Annotated in this window: 19 protein-coding genes; 18 read left to right on the top strand and 1 reads right to left on the bottom strand. The window is 43.9% G+C overall.

The window, feature by feature from the left end; genetic code table 11:
- Positions 1-5 precede the first annotated feature (5 nt).
- The 18 genes from Xkoz_RS12255 (at position 6) to Xkoz_RS12170 (ending at position 24668) form a co-directional block, all read left to right on the top strand.
- Positions 6-2600, top strand: coding sequence for a DUF2169 family type VI secretion system accessory protein (locus Xkoz_RS12255; protein ID WP_099142432.1), 2595 nt, complete (start codon positions 6-8; stop codon positions 2598-2600).
- Positions 2597-3670 (top strand): pentapeptide repeat-containing protein, encoded by a 1074-nt coding sequence (locus Xkoz_RS12250; RefSeq protein WP_099142431.1) that lies wholly within the window; start codon positions 2597-2599, stop codon positions 3668-3670. The genes Xkoz_RS12255 and Xkoz_RS12250 overlap by 4 nt, the downstream gene beginning before the upstream one ends.
- 14 nt (positions 3671-3684) lie before the next feature.
- Positions 3685-4332, top strand: a complete 648-nt coding sequence (locus Xkoz_RS12245; RefSeq protein WP_099142430.1) for a DUF3540 domain-containing protein — start codon at positions 3685-3687, stop codon at positions 4330-4332.
- Positions 4333-4352: 20 nt separating this feature from the next.
- A complete protein-coding gene (locus Xkoz_RS12240) occupies positions 4353-4754 on the top strand; it encodes a DUF4150 domain-containing protein (protein WP_099142429.1) in 402 nt (133 codons plus the stop codon).
- 33 nt (positions 4755-4787) lie between these two features.
- Positions 4788-5417 carry a type VI secretion system lipoprotein TssJ gene (gene tssJ / locus Xkoz_RS12235; protein WP_244183466.1) on the top strand — a complete coding sequence of 210 codons (630 nt, stop codon included), beginning with the start codon at positions 4788-4790 and terminating at the stop codon, positions 5415-5417.
- 26 nt (positions 5418-5443) lie between these two features.
- The gene (gene tssK / locus Xkoz_RS12230; RefSeq protein ID WP_099142428.1) at positions 5444-6787 is read left to right on the top strand and encodes a type VI secretion system baseplate subunit TssK; all 1344 of its coding nucleotides are present in this window, start codon (positions 5444-5446) and stop codon (positions 6785-6787) included.
- Entirely contained in the window at positions 6757-8037 is a 1281-nt protein-coding gene (locus Xkoz_RS12225) for a DotU family type VI secretion system protein (RefSeq protein ID WP_279627406.1), read from the top strand. The genes tssK and Xkoz_RS12225 overlap by 31 nt, the downstream gene beginning before the upstream one ends.
- A 12-nt stretch (positions 8038-8049) precedes the next feature.
- Positions 8050-11559, top strand: coding sequence for a type VI secretion system membrane subunit TssM (gene tssM / locus Xkoz_RS12220; protein ID WP_099142426.1), 3510 nt, complete (start codon positions 8050-8052; stop codon positions 11557-11559).
- Positions 11560-11617: 58 nt separating this feature from the next.
- Complete coding sequence (tssA, locus tag Xkoz_RS12215) at positions 11618-12673, top strand: type VI secretion system protein TssA (protein WP_099142425.1); 1056 nt, start codon at positions 11618-11620, stop codon at positions 12671-12673.
- Between the two features lie 191 nt (positions 12674-12864).
- Complete coding sequence (gene tssB / locus Xkoz_RS12210; protein ID WP_099142424.1) at positions 12865-13416, top strand: type VI secretion system contractile sheath small subunit; 552 nt, start codon at positions 12865-12867, stop codon at positions 13414-13416.
- 3 nt (positions 13417-13419) lie between these two features.
- Positions 13420-14922: a type VI secretion system contractile sheath large subunit gene (tssC, locus tag Xkoz_RS12205; RefSeq protein ID WP_099142423.1), complete on the top strand. Its 1503-nt coding sequence runs from the start codon at positions 13420-13422 to the stop codon at positions 14920-14922.
- A 165-nt stretch (positions 14923-15087) separates the two neighbouring features.
- Positions 15088-15597 carry an Hcp family type VI secretion system effector gene (locus Xkoz_RS12200; protein ID WP_099142422.1) on the top strand — a complete coding sequence of 170 codons (510 nt, stop codon included), beginning with the start codon at positions 15088-15090 and terminating at the stop codon, positions 15595-15597.
- Between the two features lie 91 nt (positions 15598-15688).
- A complete protein-coding gene (locus tag Xkoz_RS12195; protein ID WP_244183465.1) occupies positions 15689-17236 on the top strand; it encodes a type VI secretion system-associated FHA domain protein in 1548 nt (515 codons plus the stop codon).
- A gap of 158 nt (positions 17237-17394) precedes the next feature.
- Positions 17395-17949: a type VI secretion system baseplate subunit TssE gene (locus tag Xkoz_RS12190; protein WP_099142420.1), complete on the top strand. Its 555-nt coding sequence runs from the start codon at positions 17395-17397 to the stop codon at positions 17947-17949.
- Positions 17950-17968: 19 nt separating this feature from the next.
- Positions 17969-19843 (top strand): type VI secretion system baseplate subunit TssF, encoded by a 1875-nt coding sequence (gene tssF / locus Xkoz_RS12185; RefSeq protein ID WP_099142419.1) that lies wholly within the window; start codon positions 17969-17971, stop codon positions 19841-19843.
- Between the two features lie 49 nt (positions 19844-19892).
- Positions 19893-20975, top strand: a complete 1083-nt coding sequence (gene tssG / locus Xkoz_RS12180; protein WP_099142418.1) for a type VI secretion system baseplate subunit TssG — start codon at positions 19893-19895, stop codon at positions 20973-20975.
- 44 nt (positions 20976-21019) lie between these two features.
- Positions 21020-23653, top strand: coding sequence for a type VI secretion system ATPase TssH (tssH, locus tag Xkoz_RS12175; protein WP_099142417.1), 2634 nt, complete (start codon positions 21020-21022; stop codon positions 23651-23653).
- Positions 23654-23678: 25 nt separating this feature from the next.
- Positions 23679-24668 carry a serine/threonine-protein kinase gene (locus Xkoz_RS12170; protein WP_099142416.1) on the top strand — a complete coding sequence of 330 codons (990 nt, stop codon included), beginning with the start codon at positions 23679-23681 and terminating at the stop codon, positions 24666-24668.
- Between the two features lie 75 nt (positions 24669-24743).
- Here Xkoz_RS12170 and tyrR read toward each other — a convergent pair whose 3' ends face one another.
- Positions 24744-26336 (bottom strand): transcriptional regulator TyrR, encoded by a 1593-nt coding sequence (tyrR, locus tag Xkoz_RS12165; protein WP_099142415.1) that lies wholly within the window; start codon positions 26334-26336, stop codon positions 24744-24746.
- Positions 26337-26464: the final 128 nt, after the last annotated feature.

Here is a 26464-nt window from a genome sequence, read left to right as displayed (position 1 = left end):
TTTCAATGAAAATCATCAAACCTCTGCGCTTAAGTCTGCTGCATCGCCCTTATCACTGTCTGCAACATCACTATCTTGGGGTCTCCATTATGGCCTTAACTGATATGGGCGCCTCCCCTCGCCTGCGACCTGAGCCTGAGCTTTGGCAACTTGCAGAAGCTGAACTGCAAACCGCTAATGGTGTGATCGATCTCGCCATGCCTAAATCTGCCGCTGAATTTCTTGCAACCGGTTATGCCTATACTCATCACCAGTCTGATAAGACCACGTGTTCTGCACGCATCCAGATAGAGCAATTGGATAAGACACTGATTGTCTCAGGAGATCGTCATTGGATTGGGGATAAACCATCCCCTCCTCAGGCATTTGAACAGATGCGGCTGGATTGGAGCCGTGCTTTTGGGGGGAAAAGTTATGAAGAAAATCCATATGGTATCGGCTTTACGCCAGAAATACAGGAAAACGGTCTTGAAATTCATCGATTACCTAATGTAGAAGCCCAAAACAGGCAACTTTTGTCACCACGGGATACCCCTAATCCCGCGAGTTTTTGTCCCCTGGAATTTGGGTGGCCGCGCCGTTTCACTCGTATAGGGAAAAAATATGACAAAGAGTGGCTGGAAAATGAATTCCCTGGTTTTTCCCGTGATATCGATTGGCGATTATTTAATTCTGCTCCCCGCGATCAATGGTGGGAACACTATCAGGCGCTGCCAGAAAATGCGGCATGGAGCGTCTGGAATATGCATCCTGAAAAACCCATACAAGAAGGAAAACTGCCGCCCTGGCAAGCCCGTTGCTTCATCAAACGGCTACGTGCAGACGAAGAGATTTTCGAAGAGATCGCAATGCGCAATACGACGGTGTGGTTTTTCCCTCACCGGGAACAGATGATCCTGATTTGGCATGGCTGCACACGTGTCAATGAAGATGATGCGACTGATGTTTTACAAATGCTCTCCGCAATAGAGTTGAATAGCGAAGCACGCTCTGAAAATGACTATCTTCAGGTACTTAACCAGCGTACAGAGAAAGCAAAAGGCGCATTATATGCCTTGCGAGAAAAAGACCTGATCCCTGAAAGCATTATTGGCCCGTGGGTAGATACAGAACAATCGGAAAATGGCAGTCCTTTGAGAGAGAATTTGCAAAATCGCGAGGAACGTCTGCGTGAACAACATAAGGAGCGCATGGCGAAATATGGAAAAGATATCAACACGCTAATGACCCCCTGCATTGAGCAACCTTCCAATCCCAAAGCGGATGAATTACCTGAATTTGTACACAAAATAGAGCAAGAAGCGGCCCAAAAACAGATTGAAGCCGAGCAGCAACGGGAAAAAATTCGCACAAGGGCGCAAGAGCAAGGCGTGAAGGTGGAACAGATCGCGATGCAAAATCTTCCCAGAGGGCCACAAAACTTCCATCAAATACGGGATATCTTGTACCAACAGCAAGAAAGTCAAAAACAAGCTCAGCCAAAATCAATCGAACTTAACGATAAAAAACTGACACAGGTTGAACAATCCCTGCATAAAATGTATCTGGCCTCGGCACAAACACAACCGCCAGCCCTGCGGTTAACGGGGAACCTGTCACAAATTATTCGCAAGCAAGTCCAGCGTATTATGCGGGAAGGGGGAGATTTCCGTGCAATGGATTTTACCGGAGCAGACTTATCAGGAATGGATCTACGCGGTGCCAATTTTTCCCGTAGTTTGCTGGAAAGTGCCTGTTTCAATAACAGCCAATTGGATGGCGCAGATTTCAGTGAAGCCATGTTAGCCAGAACCGAGATATGCCATGCCTCCCTATATGGCGCAAAACTGGATAACGCCAGTCTGGCACAGGCAAAATGTGAACAAAGCGATTTTTCAGCGGCAAGTTTTAAAGAAACACAATTACAAGAAACGTTGTTCAACCATTGCCGATTTAACAATGCGGTCTTCACGGATCTGTTTTTGCAAAAAACCTTCATCAAACGCTGTCGTTTCCAACATTCGCAATGGCAAGGCTGTACTTTTCTTGAGATGATGCTACCTGCACTAAAATTTAACTATGCCCGCTTAAATAAAGTTTCCTTTATCAATTGCCTGCTGGAAAACGCCATTTTTGATCATGCTGTACTCGAAAGCTGTTCATGGATAGAAACCAAAGCAGAGGCCATCCGATTTCGATCAGCCAAACTGCTAAACTGCGTGTTTACCATGAAAAGTGTACTTAACCAAGCTGATTTCGGTTATGCCACATTAACGGAATGTAATTTACGCCAAGCACCTTTGGTTCAGGCTTCTTTCCGCTCGGCCACACTGAATAACAGTGACCTAAGCGAAGCCAACTGCCAATTGGCCGATATGCAGTATTTAAATACCGCCCAAAGTATATTTATCAGAACAAATTTTAAGCATGCATTGCTGAATAACGCCAACCTGATCGGCGCTTTTATGCAGAAATGTACTTTTTGTAGCACTGACTTACGCGAAGCTAATCTGTTCCGTGCGGATATGTCCCAGTCCATCATAGACGACTCCACCTTGATTCATCATGCCTATACACAACGTATCAAAACCTTACCCAAACGTGATCAGGAAGTGATATGAGTATGATGACGGCGAATGAGATCATGGCCAAAATCAAACAGGGTGACGTCATTGAAAAAGTCAATTTGCAGGGGATCTCGTTAGTTGGACTCAATTTATCAGGAGGCAGGTTCTGGTCTGTAGACTTTTCAGATGCCAACTTCTCCCATACCATTCTTGAAGAGTCGGTCTTTACTGAATGCCTGTTTGAAGAAACGGTCTTCCATTCAGTCAAGTGTGAAAAGACCTTGTTTGAACAGTGTAATATGGTACGCGCTATGTTCAATAAGGCCATATTGAGCGCCAGTGTGTTCGACCAATGTGTCTTAAAAAAAACACAATTTAAAGTCACAAAACAAAATAGTACCCAGTTTTCATCCTGCCAATTGCAATATGCTGATTTTATCGAAAATGAATTTGATCGCGTCACATTTATCAACTCAGGATTGAATGACGCAACATTACGCAATAGTCACTTTTTTCTGGTCACCTTTTTTCGCCAGGACTTAAGAAAAACGGATTTTTATGCCAGTCAGTTCATTAAAACCCTTTTTTTTGAATGTGATCAGCGCGGTCAGGATTATCGAAAATTGCAATTTAAAGCCTGTCAATTTACAGATAATCAACTGGATGCAGTCAATTTTAATCAATCAAATTTGACCCAGTGCAACTTTAAGGGAAGCTCGCTGCAAGATGCCCAACTTTCGAATGTCAATGCAACCCAAGCGTTATTCATCAATGCCGATTTAACTCGTGCATGCTGCCATAACAGTCTGTTTAATGAAGCCATTTTTATTGGCGCTTGCCTTGAGTGGACAGATTTTCGGCAAAGTCAACTACAACAAGCCATCATGCAAAAAGTACGGGCTGTCAACGCACAATTTGTTCGTTGTGATATGACCTATGCTGATCTCTCTTATGCCAACATTAATCACAGCGATTTTCGTGCAGCCCATTTTATGAGAACGCTTTTTCATCGTACTCAACAGGTTGGAGCACAATTCTCTGACCGTCAGGGCATATTGGAAAATGATCCTGAACTGTTTGCTGCTGAAGAGTGGAGTACACAACAACGTCAACGTAAGATTTAAGCTGGAGAATCAATATGGTGAAATCTTCTTACGCTCTTTCTTCATCGACTCTTGTTACGGAACAACGGTATACGGAACAACCCAATACACCACCCTCGCAACAGATTGTCGGCCAAGTCGTCAATATTTTTCAGGACGGCAAGTTAATGGTTAAAAACCAAAATCATGGTTGGCATTGTCGACAAGCAGCCAGTTGCCTATTGGCGCCTGCCGTGGGAGACAGGGTGCTACTTGTAGAAGCCGATGAACAACTCTGGATACTGGCGATATTAGAACGGGCAGAGCAACAAGATCCGGCTGTAATCAAGGTGGCAGGCGATTTATCCATCACTGCTCAGGGGAACTTGAACCTGAGCAGTAATGGATTGAATATCACCGCCGAAAATGGAAATTGCCATATCAATGAAATGCAATACAGTGGCGAATCCTTATCTGCCTGGGTCTCCGTCTCGAAGATGATAGGCAATCAATTTGAATCCGTTTGGCAAACTGTAACCCAGTTGAGCCACCGTCTTTTTCGCCATACGACGCAAACAGAACAAGTGCACGCAGGGCAATTAGATATGCAAGCGGAGAACTACATGCGGCTACATGCCCAAAATACCGTGATAACCGCCAAAGCAATCACCAAAATAGATGCTGAACAGATTCACATTGGATAAAGAATAAAAAAGGAGACGTTATGTTTGCCAATACCCAAGGCGGTGGCACAGATCTGGCCACCCCAGATATCTGCCTGACGCCATGTCCTCCAGGTGCCCCAGTACCGATGGTTTATCCCAATATTGCACAAGGTACGAGCGGCATTAGTGCCAGTACGACCAATATTCTCTTTATGGGAAGTCCAGCCCATAATATGGCGACAATGATTGCCATGACGAATGGGGATAATCCGGGGGTCAATTTGGGCGTCGCGTCCGGGACCGTGATGGGACCCTCCCGCCATACGCTTGGTGCCAATAGCGTCTTGATTAAGGGAGCACCGGCAACCCGACTATCAAGCCCTACCATGCAAAATTCAACCAATGCTGTAGGATCACGTACCGTCCCCAGCCAGACAAAGGTCGATATTTCAGGGGCATGATATCCCCTGCATCTTATAAAGATGGGGGAAATCATGGTCAATACAAAAAGTGCCAGCCACACAAACCCACCTTGCAGTGATAAGACATTTTCTCGCGAGATAATTGGCAATAGATTCTCTATCAGATATCGATTAAGTTCCAAGTGGGCAATGCTGGCATTACTGTTTCTTCACGTCGTAGTATTTAACATCATAGTATTTAACATACTCGTATTGACAGGGTGTTCATCATCAGAGCAGAAAAAATCGCCCCCTTATCAATTGATTTTCCATGCCACCAATAATGTGAATGACTCAGCGCCGCTGAAAATACACGTTATTTTGTTGAAATCGACTTCAGGGTTTATGTCTGCTGATTTTTTTTCACTGCAAGGTAATGCCCAGGCTGTATTGGGTAATCAATTGGTTAACTCTGAACAACTTTTTTTACTGCCCTTTCAACACAAACGTTTTTTGTTGGAGAAAAACATACCAGAAGCCAGCTATATCGGCATTCTTGCTGAATACAAGCAATTGGATGGGAAAAAATGGCGTATTTCATTACCCGTTCCCACCCTTAAGCCTTCCGCTTTCTATCAGTTTTGGGCATCACCGCCAGACACATTAGACATATGCATTCAAGTCACCGCCAATGGCCTAAATTTCATCGATAAATGCCATTAACGTTATGCCGTAAGAGAAGGAACTACATGAGCAGATCAGAAAAAGTTATCTGGACAGAAGGCATGTTCTTACGTCCTCACCACTTTCAACAGGCCGAAAACTACCTGGAGGCTTATGTTCGCGATTGGGGTATGGCCCAAAGGCCATATTATTGGGGTTTTTCAACGTTAAAGTTAGATCAATCATTCCTCGAACAGGGTAAGGTCATGGTTGCATCAGCCAGTGGGATTTTTCCTGACGGAACCCCCTTTAATTTCACCGAAGCGCACGCCCCTGTGCCATTGCAACTTGCGGAAAATCAAACTGGCGAGAATGTCGTATTGGCACTGCCGATCTTACGCGGAGGAAGAGAAGAGATCATTTTCCAGGAAAGAAAAGACTCTATGGCGCGTTTTGTCAGCGTTGACACTGAGGTCAATGACTTTAATGCCATGTCAGTCGGAAGTACCACCGTGCAATTTGGGCGAATGCGCCTGCGACTGATGTTGGAATCAGATCTGACACCGGAATGGACTTCACTCAGTATTGTGCATGTTATTAGTAGAACTCGTGATAATAAATTGCTTCTTGATTCGCACTTTATTCCCCCCTTACTCAACTGCCATGCACATCCACAACTTGTCGGTTTCATTAATGATTTACAGGGATTGCTGGAGCAACGTCGCCAACAGATAAGCCAGTGTTTGCGACAATTGGGGCAGCAGAATAGTTCGGAAATCATGTATTTTCTTCTCTTGTCAGTAGTCAATCGTTATAGCGGCCAAGTGAGCCATACACGGAACATCTCTTTACTGCATCCAGAACGGTTATTCAGCGAATGGCTGCAATTTGCCACCGAACTGGCAAGTTTTTCCCAATCACGCATACCAGAAGAGAAACTTCCGATTTATGACCATGACAATTTAAAAGTCTGTTTCAACCACCTCATGCTTTTATTGCGCCAGGGGTTATCAATCATTCTGGAAGAACATGCGATCCAGTTGCCTTTGACTGAATATTCTCATGGGCTGAATGTGGCTACCTTAACTGACGCCAATATGCTAAATACCTTCAGCTTTGTATTGGCCGTTTATACAGATACTCCGAAAGAAATATTCTTATCCCGTTTTCCGGCACAGATGAAGATTGCCCCTGTTGGCCGCATACGTGAATTGGTTCAGTTACAGTTGCCAGGCATCCCGATCAGAGCAATGCCCTCTGTTCCCAGACAAATTCCCTGGCATTCCGGTTACCTCTATTTTGAGTTAGAAAAAGAGGGTGAACTCTGGAGCCAGATGGAAAAATCCGGTGGTTTTGCGTTACACCTGGCGGGTGAATTTCCCGGTCTGCACATGGAATTTTGGGCTGTCAGAAATCAGTCCAAGAGTTAACGCCTCAAAAATCAAAATTAACAGAGGTCACTACTCATATGACTCAAGACACCCTAAATAGGCATGCGGTGCTTTCTGGCGACACTTGGGATAATCCATTAGTCACTGCCGCTAACCCTCTATTAAATAGCATTCCCCAGATCCGCCATTGTACCGAGCCCCCGAATCCAACCGATCTACGGCAAAAACTGATCGATGAAATTCGCAACTTTGAACTGAAATGCCAATATGCCAAATTGCCTTATGAAGTCATTATCGGTGCACGTTACTGTCTCTGCACCGCATTGGATGAAGCGGCAGCACTGACTCCCTGGGGAATTCGCAGTGTCTGGTCCGGCAGTGGATTGCTGGTCACGTTTCATAACGAAACGTGGGGAGGGGAAAAATTTTTCCAATTATTAGCGACGCTATCCCAAAATCCCCAAAAAAATCTGTTGTTGTTAGAACTCATTAACTTTTGTCTCCAGCTTGGGTTTGAAGGACGTTATCGTGTCATTGATAATGGGCGATCCCAGTTGGAAACCTTGAAACAGCGCCTGTTCCAATTAATTCATTCAATCCGTGGCAATTATCCGCCTGAATTGTCACCTGCATTGCAAAAAATCGTAGCACCAAATAGCCCCTGGCAATCTTCCTTCCCTATTTGGTCTTATATCGCTGTAACCTGTTTTATTGCGTGTATTCTGTATATCGGGCTGAATTGGCAGTTAGATAATATAACCAGCCCAATATTGACGAAAATATATCAAGTCAATTTGCCCAATGTGTCAGTGAATGATCGTGTTTCTTCTTTCCTGCCGCCGATTTTAAATCTACAGGATATGCTCAGACGTGAAAGTGCGGCGGGATTATTAAATGTAACGGATTTGGCTGATAAAAGTATCGTCACATTAAGAGGCGATGGTTTGTTCAATACGGGTTCCACTCAAATTAAAAACAATTATCTTCCCGTCATCAAACATATTGCTGAGACAATGAACAACATCAAGGGGGGAATTTTAGTTATCGGCTACACCGATGATGTTCCCATTAATAGCCCCAGCTTCTCATCCAATTATGCCTTGTCACTCGCCAGAGCCAAATCAGTAAAAAGGGAATTCGAAAAATATCTGGATCACCCTGAACGGGTAAGAACAGAAGGAAGAGGAGAAAGTGATCCCCTATTTCCAAACGACACGCCAAGTCATCGAGCTAAAAACAGACGGGTTGAAATCATCCTGTTGGTTTCCCCTACAAATCAGACAACGTGAGAATACGGAAATATGTTGAGTGCCATTGTTGCTATTTTTACCAGCCGATTAATCTGGAGTTTCCTCGGAATAACCGCCATCTCTTTTATTATCTGGTTTATTGGTCCTATTACTTCTATCGGCAACGCCGTACCGCTTGAATCAAGCACGGTACGAATAATTATCATGGTCGTATTATATCTTGTCTGGTTCTTTATCCAGTTAGCGTCTCGCTTATATCAGGTTTGGCTGAATAAAAAACTTTCTGCCCAATTAAACCGGGGCAATGACGAAAATGAACAATTACAAAATTCACAATATACAACATTATCAGAACACTTTTCTGATGCTTTACGACTATTGAAAGATGCCTATTTTTATGGTCCAGAAAGCCAGTATAAGCCGAAATGGAAACCTTTTTTCGATCGTCGATATCTCTATCAATTACCTTGGTATGTCCTGATTGGTGCCCCCAACTCAGGGAAAACAACCATCCTGGCAAATTCTGGCTTGCACTTTCCATTATCAGAGCATTTCGAAACACTTTCCTCGAACGAAATAAAAGAAACAGCTAATTGTAACTGGTGGTTCACCAACCATGCTGTTTTGCTGGATACGACTGGACGCTATACCACTCAGGACACACAGCACGAACAAGATGCCCGTGAATGGAAATGTTTTGTCAATTTGCTGAAAAAATATCGCACACGCCAGCCACTCAATGGCGTCATTCTTACCATTAGCGTAGAGGATTTATTAAACCCCTCAAAGAAAGTACGTGATCAACACGCTTATTTATTACGTAGGCGATTGTCAGAATTACATACGCAGTTCAAGATCCAATTTCCAATCTACGTCATCATTACCAAGATTGATTTACTGAAAGGATTTGGGGCTTATTTTGCCCATTTTGACAAAACACAGCGCGATCAAATATGGGGTTTCAACTTTCCGTGGAACAAAACAAGCTGGGTTCTGAAGGACGTTTTTACACAACAATATGGGCTGTTGCAAACACGATTAGATGCAGAGTTACCCCATATTTTATTGCATCTGAATGACCTTCAGCAGTGTGCGGATAGTTACCGGTTTCCACAAGAATTTGCCGCGCTGCGGCCATTGATTGCACAGCATCTTGAAATTGCATTCGCTAAATCAGGATTTGATATTCCTTATTCACCACGTGGGCTTTATTTCACTAGCGGGGTACAGGAAGAGTCCACGCATCAAGTGTATTTCCTGAAAAATTTGCTGGAAACGATCTTTCAGGAAGCTGGCCTTGCTGGTCAAAATCGTTGGTGGGTGTACAAAAACCGTCTATTAAAGGGGTTAGGTTATATTATTCTGGCAGCGATCATGGGGTTAATAATCACCTTATTTTTTACCAGTTATAACAACAATAAAAATTACCTGACGGAAGTCCAGAATAAAATTTTTCCTATTCTGAGCCAAAGCACAGCATTAAAAAAGAGCAGCAACGATATCGATATTTATGCCCTACTGCCTATTTTGAATAAAGTGGCTGATTTGGGAAAAAGTAAAGATTTTTCTCCTGATGATCCCCCTTTGTCATACCAAATGGGGTTGTATCGTGGTGAGCAAATCAATGATGCCAGTTTGACACTGTACACAAAAACATTACAAACATTATTGCTACCACAAGTCGCACTGTTAATAACGTCCCAATTGCGCCAAACCAGCGGCGATAATATCGATGACACTTACAATACGTTGAAAGCGTATCAAATGTTATGCCAGTCCCAACATTATGACGGTAAGTTCTTACATCTCTGGATGATGCAATATTTACAGGCACATTTGCCACCCAATATTTCACTGACACAATTGCACCAAATTGAGGGGCATCTGCGCCAATTATTGGAATATCAGGTCGTTACTTCTCCTTATGTTTGTGATAACCCACTGATAAAACAGAAACAGATATTACTTAGCAAGATCCCACCAGCACGACTCGTTTATAGCCATTTAAAACAGGGGTTATTGGATGATCCCAATTTATCTCCCGTCGGCTTAACCGCGCTTGCTGGCCCAGAAGCTGGATTGGTTTTCTCGCGCATCAACGGTACACCGATTACCCTTAATATCGCGGGGATGTTTACGCCGGCAGGATACCAAATGGGGACGGGTAAAAACCTGACTACCCTTATCGATAAGTTATACAGCCAAAAGGCATGGATACTCGGCCAGTATGCAGAAACATCAACCCCAAAAGAGATTGCCTTTTTAGTACGACAATTTTATGTCCATGATTATATTGAACAGTGGGACAAATTTCTGTTCGACATCCGGCTAAACAATATTGATAGCCTGGAGCAACGTTCCAATATCGCCCAGTTGCTGGCTTCAAATTCTTCTCCCATGCGCAATCTGCTGATTAATATCAGTAAGAATGTCGATCTGGCTGAGGGGTTAAGTAATAGCACACTTGATAAAAAAATCGGTGGGTTGGTAAGCCATAAGGCAGGTTCATTGGCAAAAGTCGTCCCTCATCAATTCATGCCAGAAGATAACCAACCCACCCCAGAACAAGAACTGAAAGAACATTTTGCACAAATTATTGCATTGGCAAACAGTCCAGACGGTAAAAATAAGCAAATTCCCTTTGATCCTATTCTCAGCCAAATTGCCAAATTACATGGATACCTGGATTCGGTACAAAATGCGGCCAATATGGGAATGCCCGCGCCATCGGATGAAATTATCACACAACTACAGGCCACGGCGGAGCGGTTGCCGATCCCATTCAAGGGCATCATTTCCTCGTTGGCAATGGGAGCCAGCAGTGATACACAGTCCAGTAACGTAAAGAATCTCAATAAGCAACTGAGTACAGAAGTCCAAAATTTTTGCCAACAGGCTATTGCCAACCGCTATCCGCTGACGCAGTGGGCGCTGGATGATATCAAACCGGATGATATGGCTCGAATGTTTGCGCCGCAAACGGGGATCATGGATAGCTTTTTCCAGAAAAACCTGGTGGGAAAAGTCGATACGTCTCGCGAAAATTGGCGCCTTATACTGGGGACGGATAGCAAGGCATTACCGGAAAGTAACAAGTTACTCCTGCCATTCCAACAAGCCCAGATCATTCGGGATACCTTGTTCAGCAACGGCTCGCCTATCCCGTCATTTCGGGTCATCGTCCGCACAATTAATATGGATAAAGAGATATTAAGTATGATACTGGATGTTGATGGTCAACAGTTGCAATATAGCCACGGTCCACAAGTTTCACAGTCACTCAATTGGCCTGGCCCAAATGGTGCCAATCAGGTGCGTATCCAGTTAAATTTAGACGATGGCACAACAGCGAGCCTGATCACTTCCGGTCCGTGGGCATTAAATCGCTTAATCGATCATGAGAAAGATGCGACAGGGAAACCAACCACAAATAATCATGCCAACCAACGTGTGACATTTAATATCAGAGGCCATCATGTCTCATTGGAATTTATTCCAAACAGTATTCTTAGCCCGTTTCAATTGCCCCATTTCATCTGTCCCAAACTGATTAATTCATAAAATAGATGGCCTATTCAACCATCAATACTTTCAACTATCAGAAAAAGTAAACAATATTATGAACATCGAAGCCTTACTCGAACCCGTCAGCATCGAATCTCCGTGTGGGGAAAATCTGGAATACGATCCTGAATTTATGACGTTAGAGCAATCTTTGCTCGGAAAAATAGAGCAGCAGTTTGGTGATATCACTATTCCAGCAGAGCCACCTGACTGGATACAGGCCGAGAAACAAGCCATTAGCCTACTAAGGCGTACCAAAGATCTGCGTGTCGTCATGGCACTCACACTATCATGGTTGCAAATGCGAGGGTTATGTGGCTACGCAGACGGCCTGAATTTACTCCAGCAGACACTGGAACGCTATTGGGAAGAAGTTTGGCCGAGATTAGAGTTTGAGGAGGAATATGATCCCCTATTTCGCCTCAACATCCTTGCTGCTATTGAGGACAACTCCCCGCTTTCGGTGCAAGCGCAATGTTCCACTCTGTTGAAAAACGCGTCAAAGGGATTGTCCTTGCTGGAAGTTTGTTCATTACTGGATGGCACGATAAGCGAAATCAGCGGCTATACAGGCGGGCGTTCCCGATTACAAAAAGAGTTAAAGCAGCAAGCCAGTAGCCCTGAAGTTCTGGCCGTGATCCGTATTCGAGGTCACCTGATTGCAATACGCGACATTATTCGCCAGACATTTTCAGAAGACTATGTTCCTGAATTATCCTTGTTACTAAAACAATTAAATAAAGTGATGGAATTTTGCCCTCACTCCCCAGAAATAAGGGATAGCGATAAGGAGCCAGACCACCAAGCTATTTTTAAATCAACAGCATTTTCGGAACAGAAAGCGCCGGCATCGACACATTCAACCCATGAAATATCTGCTTCCTGGCATGCAATTGAAGCCAGCAACCGTGATGAAGCACGTATGTTATTAGAAAAGGCTAAAAACTATTTTGCCATCTATGAACCCAGTCACCCCGCTCCGCTGATGATCACTCGCATTCAGCGGTTGATTGATCGTGACTTCGTTGACATTGTTTATGACCTTGCTCCAGATGGACTCAACCAGCTCGAAATCATTTTTGGTCGCCCAGACAATTTTGACTCGAATTAATCGTCGTATTCTCAATAACCTATCAAACAATTTGTCGTTTATATACCAATCCAACTTCAAGTTGCAGTTTGCAAACCAATGAGAGTATTTATATCTCCCCGCGCAGCGAGGAGATATCAGACGCATCATGAAAGGCGACGGGTATATTCTATTTAATCAGCTAATTATTAGCCAGTAATGGAGAATTTGTCATGAAATCCAGTGGACAAAAGTTTATTGCTCGAAATCGTCCTCCACGCGTACAAATTGAATATGATGTCGAGCTTTACGGTTCAGAACAAAAAATTCAATTGCCGTTTGTAATGGGGGTGATGAGCGACTTAGCAGGAAAACCATTAGAAGCCTTACCGGAAGTGAGTGACCGCAAATTCATGGAAATTGATGTTGATAACTTTGATGAGCGCATGAAATCAACACAACCCCGCGTTGCTTTTCAGGTGGACAATACCCTAACAAATGATGGAAAACTGAATGTCGAATTAATCTTTGAAAAGATGGAAGATTTTCAGCCTGATGCTATTGCTAAAAAAGTAGAACCTCTGGCTAAGCTACTGGAGTCACGAACCCAACTGGCAAACCTATTATCCTATATGGATGGCAAAAGCGGCGCAGAACAATTAATCGCCGATATCCTGCAAAATCCTGCCCTGCTGAAATCACTGGCCGATGCCCCAAAACCCACCGAAAGTGTTGCTGATACAGAGAGTACGGCCAACACAGACGAGGCTGAAAATAAGGAGTAATTCATGAGTACAACTGAACAAGAAACTGAATTTCAGCAAGAGCAACTCCCGAAAGAATATACCCCTGATGAATTGAGTGTATTGCTGAATAAAGAATTTCGTCCGCAAAGCGACCAAGCACGAAGCGCTGTTGAAAGCGCAGTGACAACATTAGCACAACAGGCACTGGAAAGTACGGTCACCATCTCCAATGATACCTACCATACTATTCAAGCCCTAATTACTGAAATCGATAAAAAACTATCACAACAAATTAATCATATTCTGCATCATGATGAATTCCAAACGCTGGAAGGGGCATGGCGTGGGTTGCATTATCTCGTCAATAACACGGAAACCGATGAGATGTTAAAAATCCGTGTTATGTGTATCTCCAAAAAAGAACTGGGCGGTACGCTAAAACGTTTCAAAGGTGTGAGCTGGGATCAAAGCCCTATCTTTAAAAAGATCTATGAAGCGGAATATGGCCAGTTTGGTGGTGAGCCTTATGGCTGTATGATCGGGGATTATTATTTCGATCACACCGCACCCGATGTTGAACTCTTACGTGAGATGGCTCAAATTAGTGCCGCAGCACATTGCCCATTTTTTTCGGGGGCAGCGCCGAGTGTGATGCAAATGGAATGCTGGCAAGAGTTATCTAATCCACGGGATCTCACCAAAATTTTTCAAAATACGGAATATGCCCCTTGGCATAGTTTGCGTGAATCAGAAGATGTTCGTTACCTGGGATTGACTTTGCCACGTTTTCTCTCCCGCCTGCCTTATGGTAATAAAACAAATCCTGTCGATGCTTTTAATTTTGAGGAGGATACCGAAGGCCCTACCCACAGCAACTATACATGGGCCAATGCGGCTTATGCTATGGCTGTTAATATCAACCGCTCATTCAAATTATATGGCTGGTGTACTTCTATCCGGGGTGTAGAATCCGGGGGTACTGTAGAAAATTTGCCTTGCTATACTTTTCCATCCGATGATGGCGGGGTTGATATGAAATGCCCCACCGAAATCGCCATTAGTGATCGCCGTGAGGCTGAATTGGCTAAAAATGGCTTTATTCCACTATTGCATCGTAAAAATACCGATATGGCCGCATTTATTGGGGCACAATCATTGCAGAAACCTGCTGAATATTACGACCACGATGCCACGGCTAATGCAAATCTTTCAGCTCGCCTACCCTATTTATTCGCCTGCTGTCGTTTCGCTCACTATTTAAAATGTATTGTCCGCGATAAAATCGGGACATTTCAGGAACGTAATGATATGGAGAGATGGCTCAATGACTGGATAATAAATTATGTTGACGGTGATCCTGTAAACTCTTCCCCAGGAACCAAAGCACGAAAACCGTTGGCTGCCGCAGAAGTACAAGTAGAAGAAATCCCAAGTAATCCAGGATATTATCACGCTAAATTTTTCCTACGCCCGCATTATCAATTAGAAGGATTAACCGTTTCTTTACGTCTGGTATCAAGATTACCTTCATTAAAAAGCGCTTAGTTCTCTAATATTAGGAGAGACATTATCGACCATAATATTATTGCCTTTCATCTTTAATTTCCCATCAATATATAAATGTTACCACATGAATTAAAGCCATTATTCTGCATTCAACATTATTTATTGATCACTGTTGTTCTAATAAATAGAATTTGAGGTGTAACCATGTCTGATATTCCAAATACCAATAATTATACTAATTTCTCTTACGTTCAATTCGATGGCATTGAAGGTGAAACGAAAACTAAAGGTTATGAAAAATGGATCGGTGTCCAATTTATTAGCCGTGCCATAATTAACCCTGTTAGTGGCTCAACCGATATAGGAAGCTGGGGTTCAGGTAAAGGTGTTTTAAGCCATTTCATGCTTCATATTAATTATGACAAGGCAATAAGCGCCTTGGAAAAATATGCTGTCACCGGCAAACATATTAAGACAACAAAAATTCATACACTTCGTTTCACTGGCGATAACGAACCCAAATTATGGACTAAATATGAACTTACCAATACCTATATTTCTGAAATCGGTAGTGGGCAACCTTCCGATAATATCATCACGGTTGGCCTAAAAATGCAAAAAATCCAGTTCAATTACACACCAGCAGATTATGAAGGTCAAAAACAAGCTGAAGTTAGTTGGACCTGGGATCTTGAACAAAACGTCGTCGAATAATATTAATTACCTATTTTATTTGCTCGTATAATAAGACCAATAACCTCCCTTCGGGGAGGTTATTTTACACCGACAACAGGCATCTATCATTATGCGATTCACCATTGTTAAAAATATGGGTACAAACCAGCCGCAACAATTGAGTTATGATTTTATGCCACCCGGTGGCACAATTGGTCGCTCCCCAGATAATCACTGGGTTTTGCCCGATGAAGGGCAGGCTATAGCGCGTTTACAGGCCACTGTATCGGTTTCTATCGATGGAGAATGTCGTATTACTAATCGGGGCGCGGCCTCTGATATTTTGTTAAATACCATCCCCATCGCGCCCGACCGGAAGATTGAAATATGCGATGGTGATACATTAAATATCGGCGACTACCAAATCCAAGTCATTAATATTAACCAAGGTGCGAATAATGCGAATGCGCCACCGTTGGCAACAATTCGCAAAGACATCCCTAATGAAATTTGGGATGGATTGGAGAACACCTTTACGCCCGATGAAAGAATGCCTCAAACTCCCCAACAATTTGCCAAGGAGCTTAATGACAATCATCCACTCATAAAACCTCAGCCACAGCAGGAACGTAATCCAATAAACCCTCTCGAACAAATGGAAACCATGATTGACCTGGATTCCCTGCAACTCCGTGCCACTGATCCAATCACGATGTTTAATGCAAATACGGATATCCAGCAAGAAAATATTCTCAATGACAGTACTCCCAGTACCTTATTGCAGCAGGGCAATCAGCGCGATAAACAAGAAATTGATCCCCTGATTTTATTCTCCGATAAGCATCTGCGGGGGATTAAGCATGATGAGCCGCTAAACTTAGTGATGGATAATGCTGAATCTTTGGTAGCACTGGATAATACAGGCACTTCTGATCATCAATATGATGCCAAAGATCCGCCTTTCCACAGTAATACCAACAATGAACGCTTGAATATCGATCCAATGACCTATCCCCCTAATCCCCACCAACCCGATCAGGTCGAAGAGGGGATTAAATTAGAGGGCAAACTCTTAGCCGCTTTATTGGACGGCATGGGGCTTAATCATCTCCAAAACCTACAATTTGATGAACATACCCTGTATAAACTGGGGAAATTACTTAGCCAGTTATCGCAAGGCATTATCGCGTTAAATGCTTCACGCACGCAGTTGAAATATGAAATTGATACCGAAGTCGTCCAGGTTCTGGTGGATGGCAACAATCCATTTGCACTTCTTCCTTCGGGTCAAGCTGTGCTGATCCAAATGCTTGGCGACCCTATGCCAGGATTTATGTCAGCAGAACAGGCAACACGAGATATCTTAATCGAGTTACAAGCTCATCAATTAGGGATGATTGCAGGTTTACGCACGATTACGACGGATATTTTACAACGATTTGATCCCTTAATAATTAAACAAAAAGCACAAGAAACCGGTAGCCTGCCGCGTTTGGCTTTATCATCAACTTATAAAGCCTCGTTATGGGATTATTTCATCAAGCATTATCAGAAAACCATGGAAAAAATTGAACAGGATCATTCTGTATTCGGTGAGCACTTTCGACAATCCTATGAGTCAGAAATTATTCGATATAAACACTCGCAAGATAAATTAAAAAATAAAGATAAAAAATAATACCCGTACCATTACGACACTGAATATACCCGTCGCCTCTCAAGATGCATCGGGTCTCTCCCCGCTGCGCGGGGAGATATAAGCACTTCCATTGGTTTGCAAACTGCAACTTGAAGTTGGATTGGTATAGATACCCGACAATTAATAGATAACTAATAATGAAAGATAATATGACTTTATTACATGGCGGTTATCATTTTCGAAAACCTCCTGCGCGCATCACTGTCAGGGACAGGATGCAGTCTTCTTTGCTTGACAGGCTGACTGACAACGAACCTGATAAAATAAAAGAAAGCACGAGCAATTATTTATTATCACACAGAACCTTTCGGCAAAATGTATTACGGGATTTACAATGGTTACTCAACAGCATTAATAAAGAATCTAATCAAGATCTTTCTTGCTTCCCTGAAATACAGAACTCGACTTATAACTTTGGCATAGCCCCCCTGGCGGGTAAAAATATGTCAGATATTGAATGGAGTAATATCCAAAATAAAATTATTAACGCGATTCATATTTTTGAACCCCGTATTATCCCCAATGAATTGCAAGTTAATTGCATTTCCAATATTCATTCACTATCTCTATACAATATGTTGTCCATCGAAATAAAAGGATTTTTGTGGTGTATCCCCTGGCCAATAGAATTCCTGTTTCGCAGTGACATCGATCTGGAACACGGTTATTTCACCATGAAAGAAGCGGGATAAAAAACAGGAGAGAAGAATCATGGATAGCAAACTGCTGGAATACTATAATCGAGAGTTGGTGTACTTACGTGAAATGGGTAAAGAATTTGCTGAACGCTACCCCAAAATTGCCAATCGGTTAGGAATGCACGGCATTGAAATCGCCGATCCCTATGTTGAACGCCTGATGGAAGGGTTTGCTTTCTTGACTTCCCGCATCCAGTTAAAAATGGATGCCGAATTTCAGCATTTTTCCCAGCATTTACTGGAAATGCTCTATCCCAATTATCTGTCTCCCACCCCCTCCATGGCCATTACAGAACTCCAACCCGACATGAGTAAGGGAGACATCAGCCACGGTTTTCTGGTGCCACACGGCACGATTATGCGCTGCCAATCACTGGAGAACGACGGCATTACGTTGCAATATTCCACGGCTCAGGATGTCATCTTACAACCGCTGCAACTACAAAAAGTGGAGCTTGGCAAGATCCCCGCCAATATTCCTCTGGTGGGTTTAAACCTTCATCAATATGGTGCAGTCAGTGCATTGAGTATCCGCCTTGCCTGTAAGGGAAAGTTCTTTCTCCACGATTTGGATCTCAATAAACTGACATTTTTTCTTTCAGGGCCAGATATTCAATCCCAGAAACTGCTGGAACTGATTATGGAGCACTCTGTTGGGATGGTCTGCCAAACCTTGGGGGATACCCCACAATACCTGGCACTGCCTGACATTGCGCCACATCATGAGGGTTTTGATGATGAGCAAGCGCTCTTACCCAATGATCCACGTAATTTCAGTGGATACCGCCAGGTTCAAGAGTATTTTGCCTTTCCGGCACGTTTTCGTTTTTTCAGTATTTGTGGTATGCAATCTTTGCTCAAGGAGACGAAAAAAGACGTTGAATTCGAACTTATTCTGCTCTTAAACAAGACCGATAGCAGTTTGGAGAGTCTGATCGATACTTCCTATCTGGCATTGAACTGTACTCCCGTGATCAATTTATTCCCCAAAATGACCGAGCGGGTGACTGTTGATCAAAGTACCAATGAATATCATCTGGTCGTCGATAACATTCGTCCATTGGATTACGAAATTTTTTCCGTGCAACGCTTACTCGGCGTCGATGCACAACATAAACAAGAATGTATATTTCGTCCTTTTTGGTCAACCAATAGCGATGACCCTGGTAATTACGGTGCCTATTTCTCATTGCGCCGGGAACCACGCATATTGTCTGAACACGCCCATCATTATGGCACCCGCACTAGCTATATCGGAACAGAAGCATTTATCTCTATTGTGGATGAACATCATTCCCCATGGCCTGATACGTTAAGATATCTGAGTGCCGATGTTATGTGCACTAACCGAGATTTACCCGCAATGATGCGGCAAAAAGATATCAATAGCTTTGTCATGCTGGATTCCATCCCTATCAGTAAAATTGAGTTTATTAAAAGACCAACGATCCCTCGCCCGGCCTTGGCAGAGGGGGCGGTATCATGGAAATTAATCAGCCAGCTTCAAATTAATTACATGAATTTTATGGATCAAAACCAAGAAGAAGGAACCCAGGCACTACGACAACTATTAAGTCTCTATGCCGACCTTGCTGAACCAGCAGTCGTACGCCAGATTAATGGCCTACGCCACTGCTCATTAAAAGAAGTCTATCGTAGAGTGCCCGAAACTGGCCCTATCGTCTTTGCCCGTGGTGTCAGCATTAAACTCGAAGTCGATGAACAGGAGTTTGCCGGCGCCAGCCCGTGGCTTTTAGGCAGTGTGCTGGAAAAATTATTCTCACGTTTGGTCACCATCAACGCCTTTACTGAAATGACACTGTATAGCCAGCAACGTGGACAGGTTGGCTTTTGGCCGGCCCGCATGGGCAGCAAGAAGTTAATATAAGTGATGCCCACAAAGCGACAATGTGCAAGAAGATGGGGATAACAACCATATGAATATGAAGACAGATGTTACTGCCATTCATCGTGTATGCCGCTTGCCAGCGTATTTTTGGCAACAACTCACCCAAGCCCCCTGGCAATTTGATCTGTTTCAGACCCTGCGTCGCATTGATGCCCAATCGGGAGGGTATTACCGATTAGGGACAGCACCATTACCACGCTATGAACTTTTGCGCTTGGGGCAAAAAGCGTCAATGGCATTCGCACCTTCCACCATTTCTAACGTCCATAAGCCGAAAAATTCAAAACTCTACGAAATACTTATTTACAGTTTCGGATTATTTGGTCCCAATGGCCCATTGCCCCTGCACCTGACTGAATATACCTATTCACGGGAATATAATTATCAAGATCCCACATTGGCGGCCTTTACCAATCTATTTCATCATCGGCTGATACTCCTGTTCTACCGAGCCTGGGCCAATGCACAACCCACCCCATCATTAGATCGACCTGACAACCAAAAGTTTTGTCATTATCTGGCTTGCCTGATAGGAATGGGATTGTCAGCCCAACAGAATTCCAATCCGATTAATCACGATAACGTTATCAGTCACCCTATCAACAATCATGCCTGTTACGCCTTGTCCGGCCACCTTTCCCGTCAGGGGCATAACGCGGAAGGATTGAGAAAAATAATGCTTTTTTATTTCAGGGTTCCCGTAAAAGTTATCCAAAATATCCCACAATGGTTGCCGCTCGAAACGCAGGATCAGGCTCGATTGGCCGCAGGGCGTCATGTCCCCCGTTTAGGTAAGTCCGCAATTTTGGGCATTGCAATACACGATATTCAACATAAATTCCGTATTGAGCTAGGGCCATTAACTCAGGCAGAGTACGACATGTTTCTGCCTGGTCAGCCGAAATCTCAGCAAATGCGCGAGTGGGTTTACCAATACTTGGGTATTGAGTACGACTGGGATATTAGGCTGATACTTGATAAATCAGACATCACAGAAATGCGCCTGTCAAAAACGGTGAAATTGGGACTCAATAGCTGGCTGGGCAAGGTGAATAAATCAAGCCATTATGATGACTTAATCTACAACTTTAAATCCGGCAAGGCGCATTAAAACCTATTCCTCCATCAACTCCAATATTGCTGCGGGTTATATTTATGTCAGAAATCAGCCGTTCTGTACTCTTTGGTAAACTCAATCGTGTACTCTTCACTTCACTGGAAAATGCAACAACTTTCTGCAAACTACGCAGTAATCCTTATGTCGAATTAGTCCATTGGCTGCACCAGCTTATGCAGCAACAAGACTGTGATTTACAGTCGGTTATCCGTTACTTTGCATTAGATGAAACCAAGCTGGTAAAAGATATTATTGCAGCGCTGGATCGCCTGCCACGTGGGGCCAGTGCTATTTCTGATCTTTCCGAACATATTGATAGTGCCGTAGAGCGTGCCTGGGTATATGGCTCATTAAAATTTGGTGTTGACAAGATCCGCACGGCGCATTGGCTGATTGGTATGTTAAAGACGTTCAATCTGTACAATACCCTGAAAGCCATTTCCCCACAGTTTGAACAAATCAATGCAGATACGTTGATAGATAATTTCAACGCTATCTGTAGCAACAGCAGTGAAGGACAGGAGAATGAATTACCTTCTCATCGTTCCCAATCACCAGAACCCCAATCCTCTGAAAGTGCCCTGCGGCAATATGGGCAAAATCTGACTGATCTGGCTCGCAATGGTGATATTGACCCCGTATCAGGACGCGATGAAGAGATACGCCAGATTGTCGATATCTTGATGCGCCGCCGCCAAAATAATCCCTTACTGACAGGTGAAGCTGGGGTAGGAAAAACCGCTATCATTGAAGGGTTAGCCCTGCGGATCGCCGCAAATGAAGTGCCCCCACCGCTGCAAAATGTGCAACTTTGGCTACTGGATATTGGGATGTTACAAGCAGGGGCAGGTATCAAAGGCGAATTTGAATCCCGCTTGCGCAAAGTGATTGACGAGGTGCAATCCAGTCCCATTCCGATCATTTTGTTCATTGATGAAATCCATACCTTAATCGGGGCAGGCGGGCAACAGGGAACGGGTGATGCGGCCAATTTACTTAAGCCCGTACTGGCACGCGGTCAGTTACGAACGCTTGGCGCGACCACCTGGTCAGAATACAAGAAATATATTGAAAAAGATCCGGCTCTCACCCGTCGCTTTCAAGTCGTCCAAATTCATGAACCCGATGAAACCAAGGCACTTTTGATGCTACGTAGTTTAGTCAGGACGCTGGAAAAACATCACCGTGTTCTCCTACTGGATGAGGCCGTTGAAGCTGCCATACGTCTTTCCCATCGCTATATTCCCGCTCGTCAACTCCCCGATAAGGCCGTGGCTCTGTTAGATACGGCTTGCGCCAGGGTTGCCATTAGCCAACACGCCGAACCCCCACAATTGGAAAATTGCCGACATAAAATTGATGCCTTAAAGATTGAGCTAGAAATTATTGAACGAGAAGCAAAAATGGGGATAGGCGATCAGCAACGGTCAACTATCATCCTCAATGAACTGTCCCTATTGGAAGAACAACGTATTCAATTGGAAAGCCGCTGGCAGCAAGAACTCGCCTTGATTAATAGAATTATTCATCTGCAAACTCAACTTTATGAACACCCCCTTCATCAACAACCAGATGATGATTCCAGTGCCTTTCATGCAGAACTGATCGCATTGCAACAACAATTAAAAACGTTGCAAGGGGAAATTCCCCTTATCTTTGCTTCGGTAGACAGCAATGTTGTTTCTACTGTTGTCTCCGACTGGACGGGGGTTCCTCTTAGCCGCATGGTAAAAGACGAAATTGATGCGGTATTGCATTTGGCTGATACACTCAACCAACGTGTCATCGGGCAGTACCATGCTCTGGAATTGATCGCAAAACGGGTACGCACTTCACGGGCAAAACTGGATGACCCCAATAAACCGGTGGGGGTGTTTATGTTATGCGGCCCTTCCGGTGTCGGTAAGACTGAAACCGCGCTGGCATTGGCGGAAACGCTGTATGGTGGCGAACAGAATCTGATCACCATTAATATGAGTGAATTTCAGGAAGCCCATACGGTATCCACCTTAAAAGGGGCACCGCCAGGGTATGTGGGTTATGGTGAAGGGGGAGTCTTGACCGAAGCAGTGCGCCGGCGTCCCTACAGTGTGGTCTTACTGGATGAAATTGAAAAAGCCCACTCTGATGTCCATGAGATTTTTTTTCAAGTCTTTGACAAGGGGTGGATGGAAGATGGTGAAGGCCGCCACATTGATTTTCGCAATACCATTATTATCCTGACATCCAATATTGGGGCTGATTTGGTGAGTTCGCTGTGTTTACAACCGGATCATCTTCCAGAGCCAGAAAAGCTGAGTACCGCATTGCGAAAACCCTTGCTGCATGTCTTCCCTGCTGCCTTACTCGGACGTTTGATTGTCATTCCTTACTATCCATTGAGTGATAATGTGATGACCAGCATTGTTCATCTGCAATTGGCAAGGATCAAAAAACGTTTACTGGAAAACCATGACATTGTCGCCACATTTGATGATCCTATGGTTGAATATATCGTTGGCCGATGTACAGAAATTGAATCAGGTGGCCGTATGGTAGATGCTATCCTGACCAACTCCTTGCTGCCGCAGATCAGCCAACTCTTGCTCTCTGCTAACGCGAATGGTCAGCAATATCATCAGTTACAGGTCTCTCTCGGACAAGGTGAGTTTCAGTTCCAGTTCATGGAGTGAACTTGCGATTAAGAGAATATCTATCATGCTAAGTACGGGTAATAACAATCTCTTTTCTTCCTGTGCATTGCCCATTGGGTACTGCTTTGATGAGTTTGAAATAGAAAAAGTCATTGGCAACGGTGGATTCGGTATTGTGTATCGAGCCTGGGATCACCGATTGAAACGAAGCATTGCCATCAAAGAATATATGCCGGCGTCTTTGGTGGTACGCGCTGAAAATTTGCAGTTAAAGCTACGCCGGAAAACGTTGAAAAAAAAATTTCAATATGGGCTAAATGATTTTATCCGTGAAGCCCATTTTATGAGTTGTTTCAACCATCCATGCCTGCCACTTTTTCTCCGTTTCTGGCAAAAAAACGCCACGGCTTATATTGCGACACCGTTTTACAATGGCCTGACGTTAAAAACAGTGCTGGCAACCCGGCCGAAAACCATCAACGAATGCTGGCTCCGTAACATCCTGCATCCCTTGTTTGATGCAATCAATACCCTCCACCAGGCCGGATATCTGCACTGCGATATTGCCTTGGATAATATATTGATCCAGGAGAATGGCGCACCGATCCTGCTTGATCTGGGTTCAACCCGAAAAATGACAAAACAGTTGTCGGATGATGTTGAGATCACGATCAGGCCGGGTTTTACGCCTATTGAGCAATACCTTGCTGATGAAAAAACACCACAAGGTCCTTGGACCGATATCTATGCACTGGGCGCGACGCTGCATACTTTGATGACCGGCTCTCCTCCACCGGTCAGCATTGTGCGTAATCTTGAGGATCATTACCACCCTTTAATCAAACGCCAACCGGCCGGTTACTCAGCCCCCTTCCTGCATGCCATTGACCGTGCTTTGGCTATTCCACCGTTAGAGCGCCCAGCCTCTATCGCCCAATTGGCAACATTGTTCAAAATTCCCGTTGCCACATCATGGTCAAATATTGCCTTACCGGATAGGCTGATGGAAACACAATCAAACAGATTAACAACCTATACTTCCTGTGCAGATTGAGGCAGTGATAATAGCGAAGAGCCAGCCAGGGATCACCCCCTGGCTGGCTCTTTAACCGCAGCAATCGCTTAACGATTACTCATCATCTTCATGTTCAGCTAACGGTTTCTTACCATTCAAGCCATATTCACGCAATTTATTGGCTATTGCTGTATGAGAAACACCAAGCCGTTTTGCCAGCTTACGTGTACTGGGATAATGGCGGTAAAGGCGTGTCAATACCGAGCGTTCAAAGCGTTTGCTGATTTCATCCAAAGACCCCACCAGAATATCTTCATTAAAGGTTACTTCAGCTTCGAGTTCAGGTAGCTGGATATCCTGCGGGCTGAGTTTGTTACCCTTAAGTTGCGTTAATGCCTGATATATCGCATTGCGAAGCTGCCTGACATTTCCCGGCCAATGATAACCACACAGAAACTGCGCTAAGTCAGCAGAAAATTTCGGTTGAGGCAATCCCTGCTCTTTTGCAAAACGTGTTACAAAATAGTCCGTCAAGGGCATGATATCCGCCTGACGTTCCCGCAACGGGGGTAATGTGATGGTTAAAACATTCAGCCGATAATAGAGATCTTCACGAAATTCCCCTTTTTGTACCAACTCAATTAAGTTTTTCTGGGTGGCACAAATAATTCGGACGTTCACTTTCACTTCATTCTCTTCACCTACACGGCGAAATGTTCCATCATTTAAGAAACGAAGTAATTTAATCTGCATCTGTGGTGACATTTCACCAATTTCATCTAACAGAACCGTACCGCCATGCGCCTGTTCAAAGAAACCTTTTTTACCTTCCAACGCATTGGGATAGGCGCCTGCCGCATAACCAAACAATTCGCTTTCAACCACATCATCCGGCATGGAAGCACAATTTAGGCCAAGAAAAGGCTGTTGTCCTCTGGTGCTTCGCAAATGACAGGCTTTAGCAAATTCATCTTTGCCTGTTCCTGTTTCACCGATAAGCAGCAAGGGAGCATCAAGCATTGCCATTTTACGCGCTTGCTCAACAACATGAACCATTTTAGGGCTGACAGCAATCAGTTGTGCAAAAGCACTGTCATCATTGACGACTAATGCCTTGTGTGACGATTCAATAGGGACGGTTGAACGATGTTTGTCAGGGCGCAACATAATCACAGCACCGACACACTGAATTTCTTGATTCTCATCCGTTAATTGCATAGGGATAATATCCATCCCATAAGCTTGCCCTTTGATGGATAGTTGTGCTGAATGGGGTTGATGGTGCTCGCTTTCAAGCCAGCGAAGGAAATTGTAATTGCTGATCAGATGACCAATGTTTTTGGGGTGTATTTTTTCTTTGCTGCAACCAAACAATGCCAAGGCCGCAGAGTTGACCAGTTCGATATTACCTTTCATGTCAATAGAAAAGATAGTCTCAGGAACCGATTCCAACAGTGTCCACATTGCCCTGTGTTCTTTCTCTGATGGCATGAAGGCAACAGTCCTGACATCAATAACACCATTGATACGGCGAATTTCAGCCATTAACTCACGGAAGATATTGAAGTCAACTTGAGTAAAATTAAGGTAAATACGACATGCAGGAGAAATCTCAATTCCTTTCAGGTCAATATTTCGTAAAACCAGTAAATCAAGTAATTCGCGGGTTAACCCAATTCGATCCTGACAAGTAACTTCCAATCGCATTTTTCTGACCTTATTGACACGATGTTCTTAACCGTCTGAAATGTTACCCGTTACTTGCCAATAGATGAAGCCCTTGTCAGCAAAAGTTTACAATAAAGTAAGCTGTCAAGCTGGTATGACAGTCGTGA

This window comes from Xenorhabdus kozodoii (genome assembly GCF_002632875.1).
In the GTDB taxonomy this organism is placed as follows: domain Bacteria; phylum Pseudomonadota; class Gammaproteobacteria; order Enterobacterales; family Enterobacteriaceae; genus Xenorhabdus; species Xenorhabdus kozodoii.
This window is presented reverse-complemented; position numbering and strand designations above follow the sequence as displayed.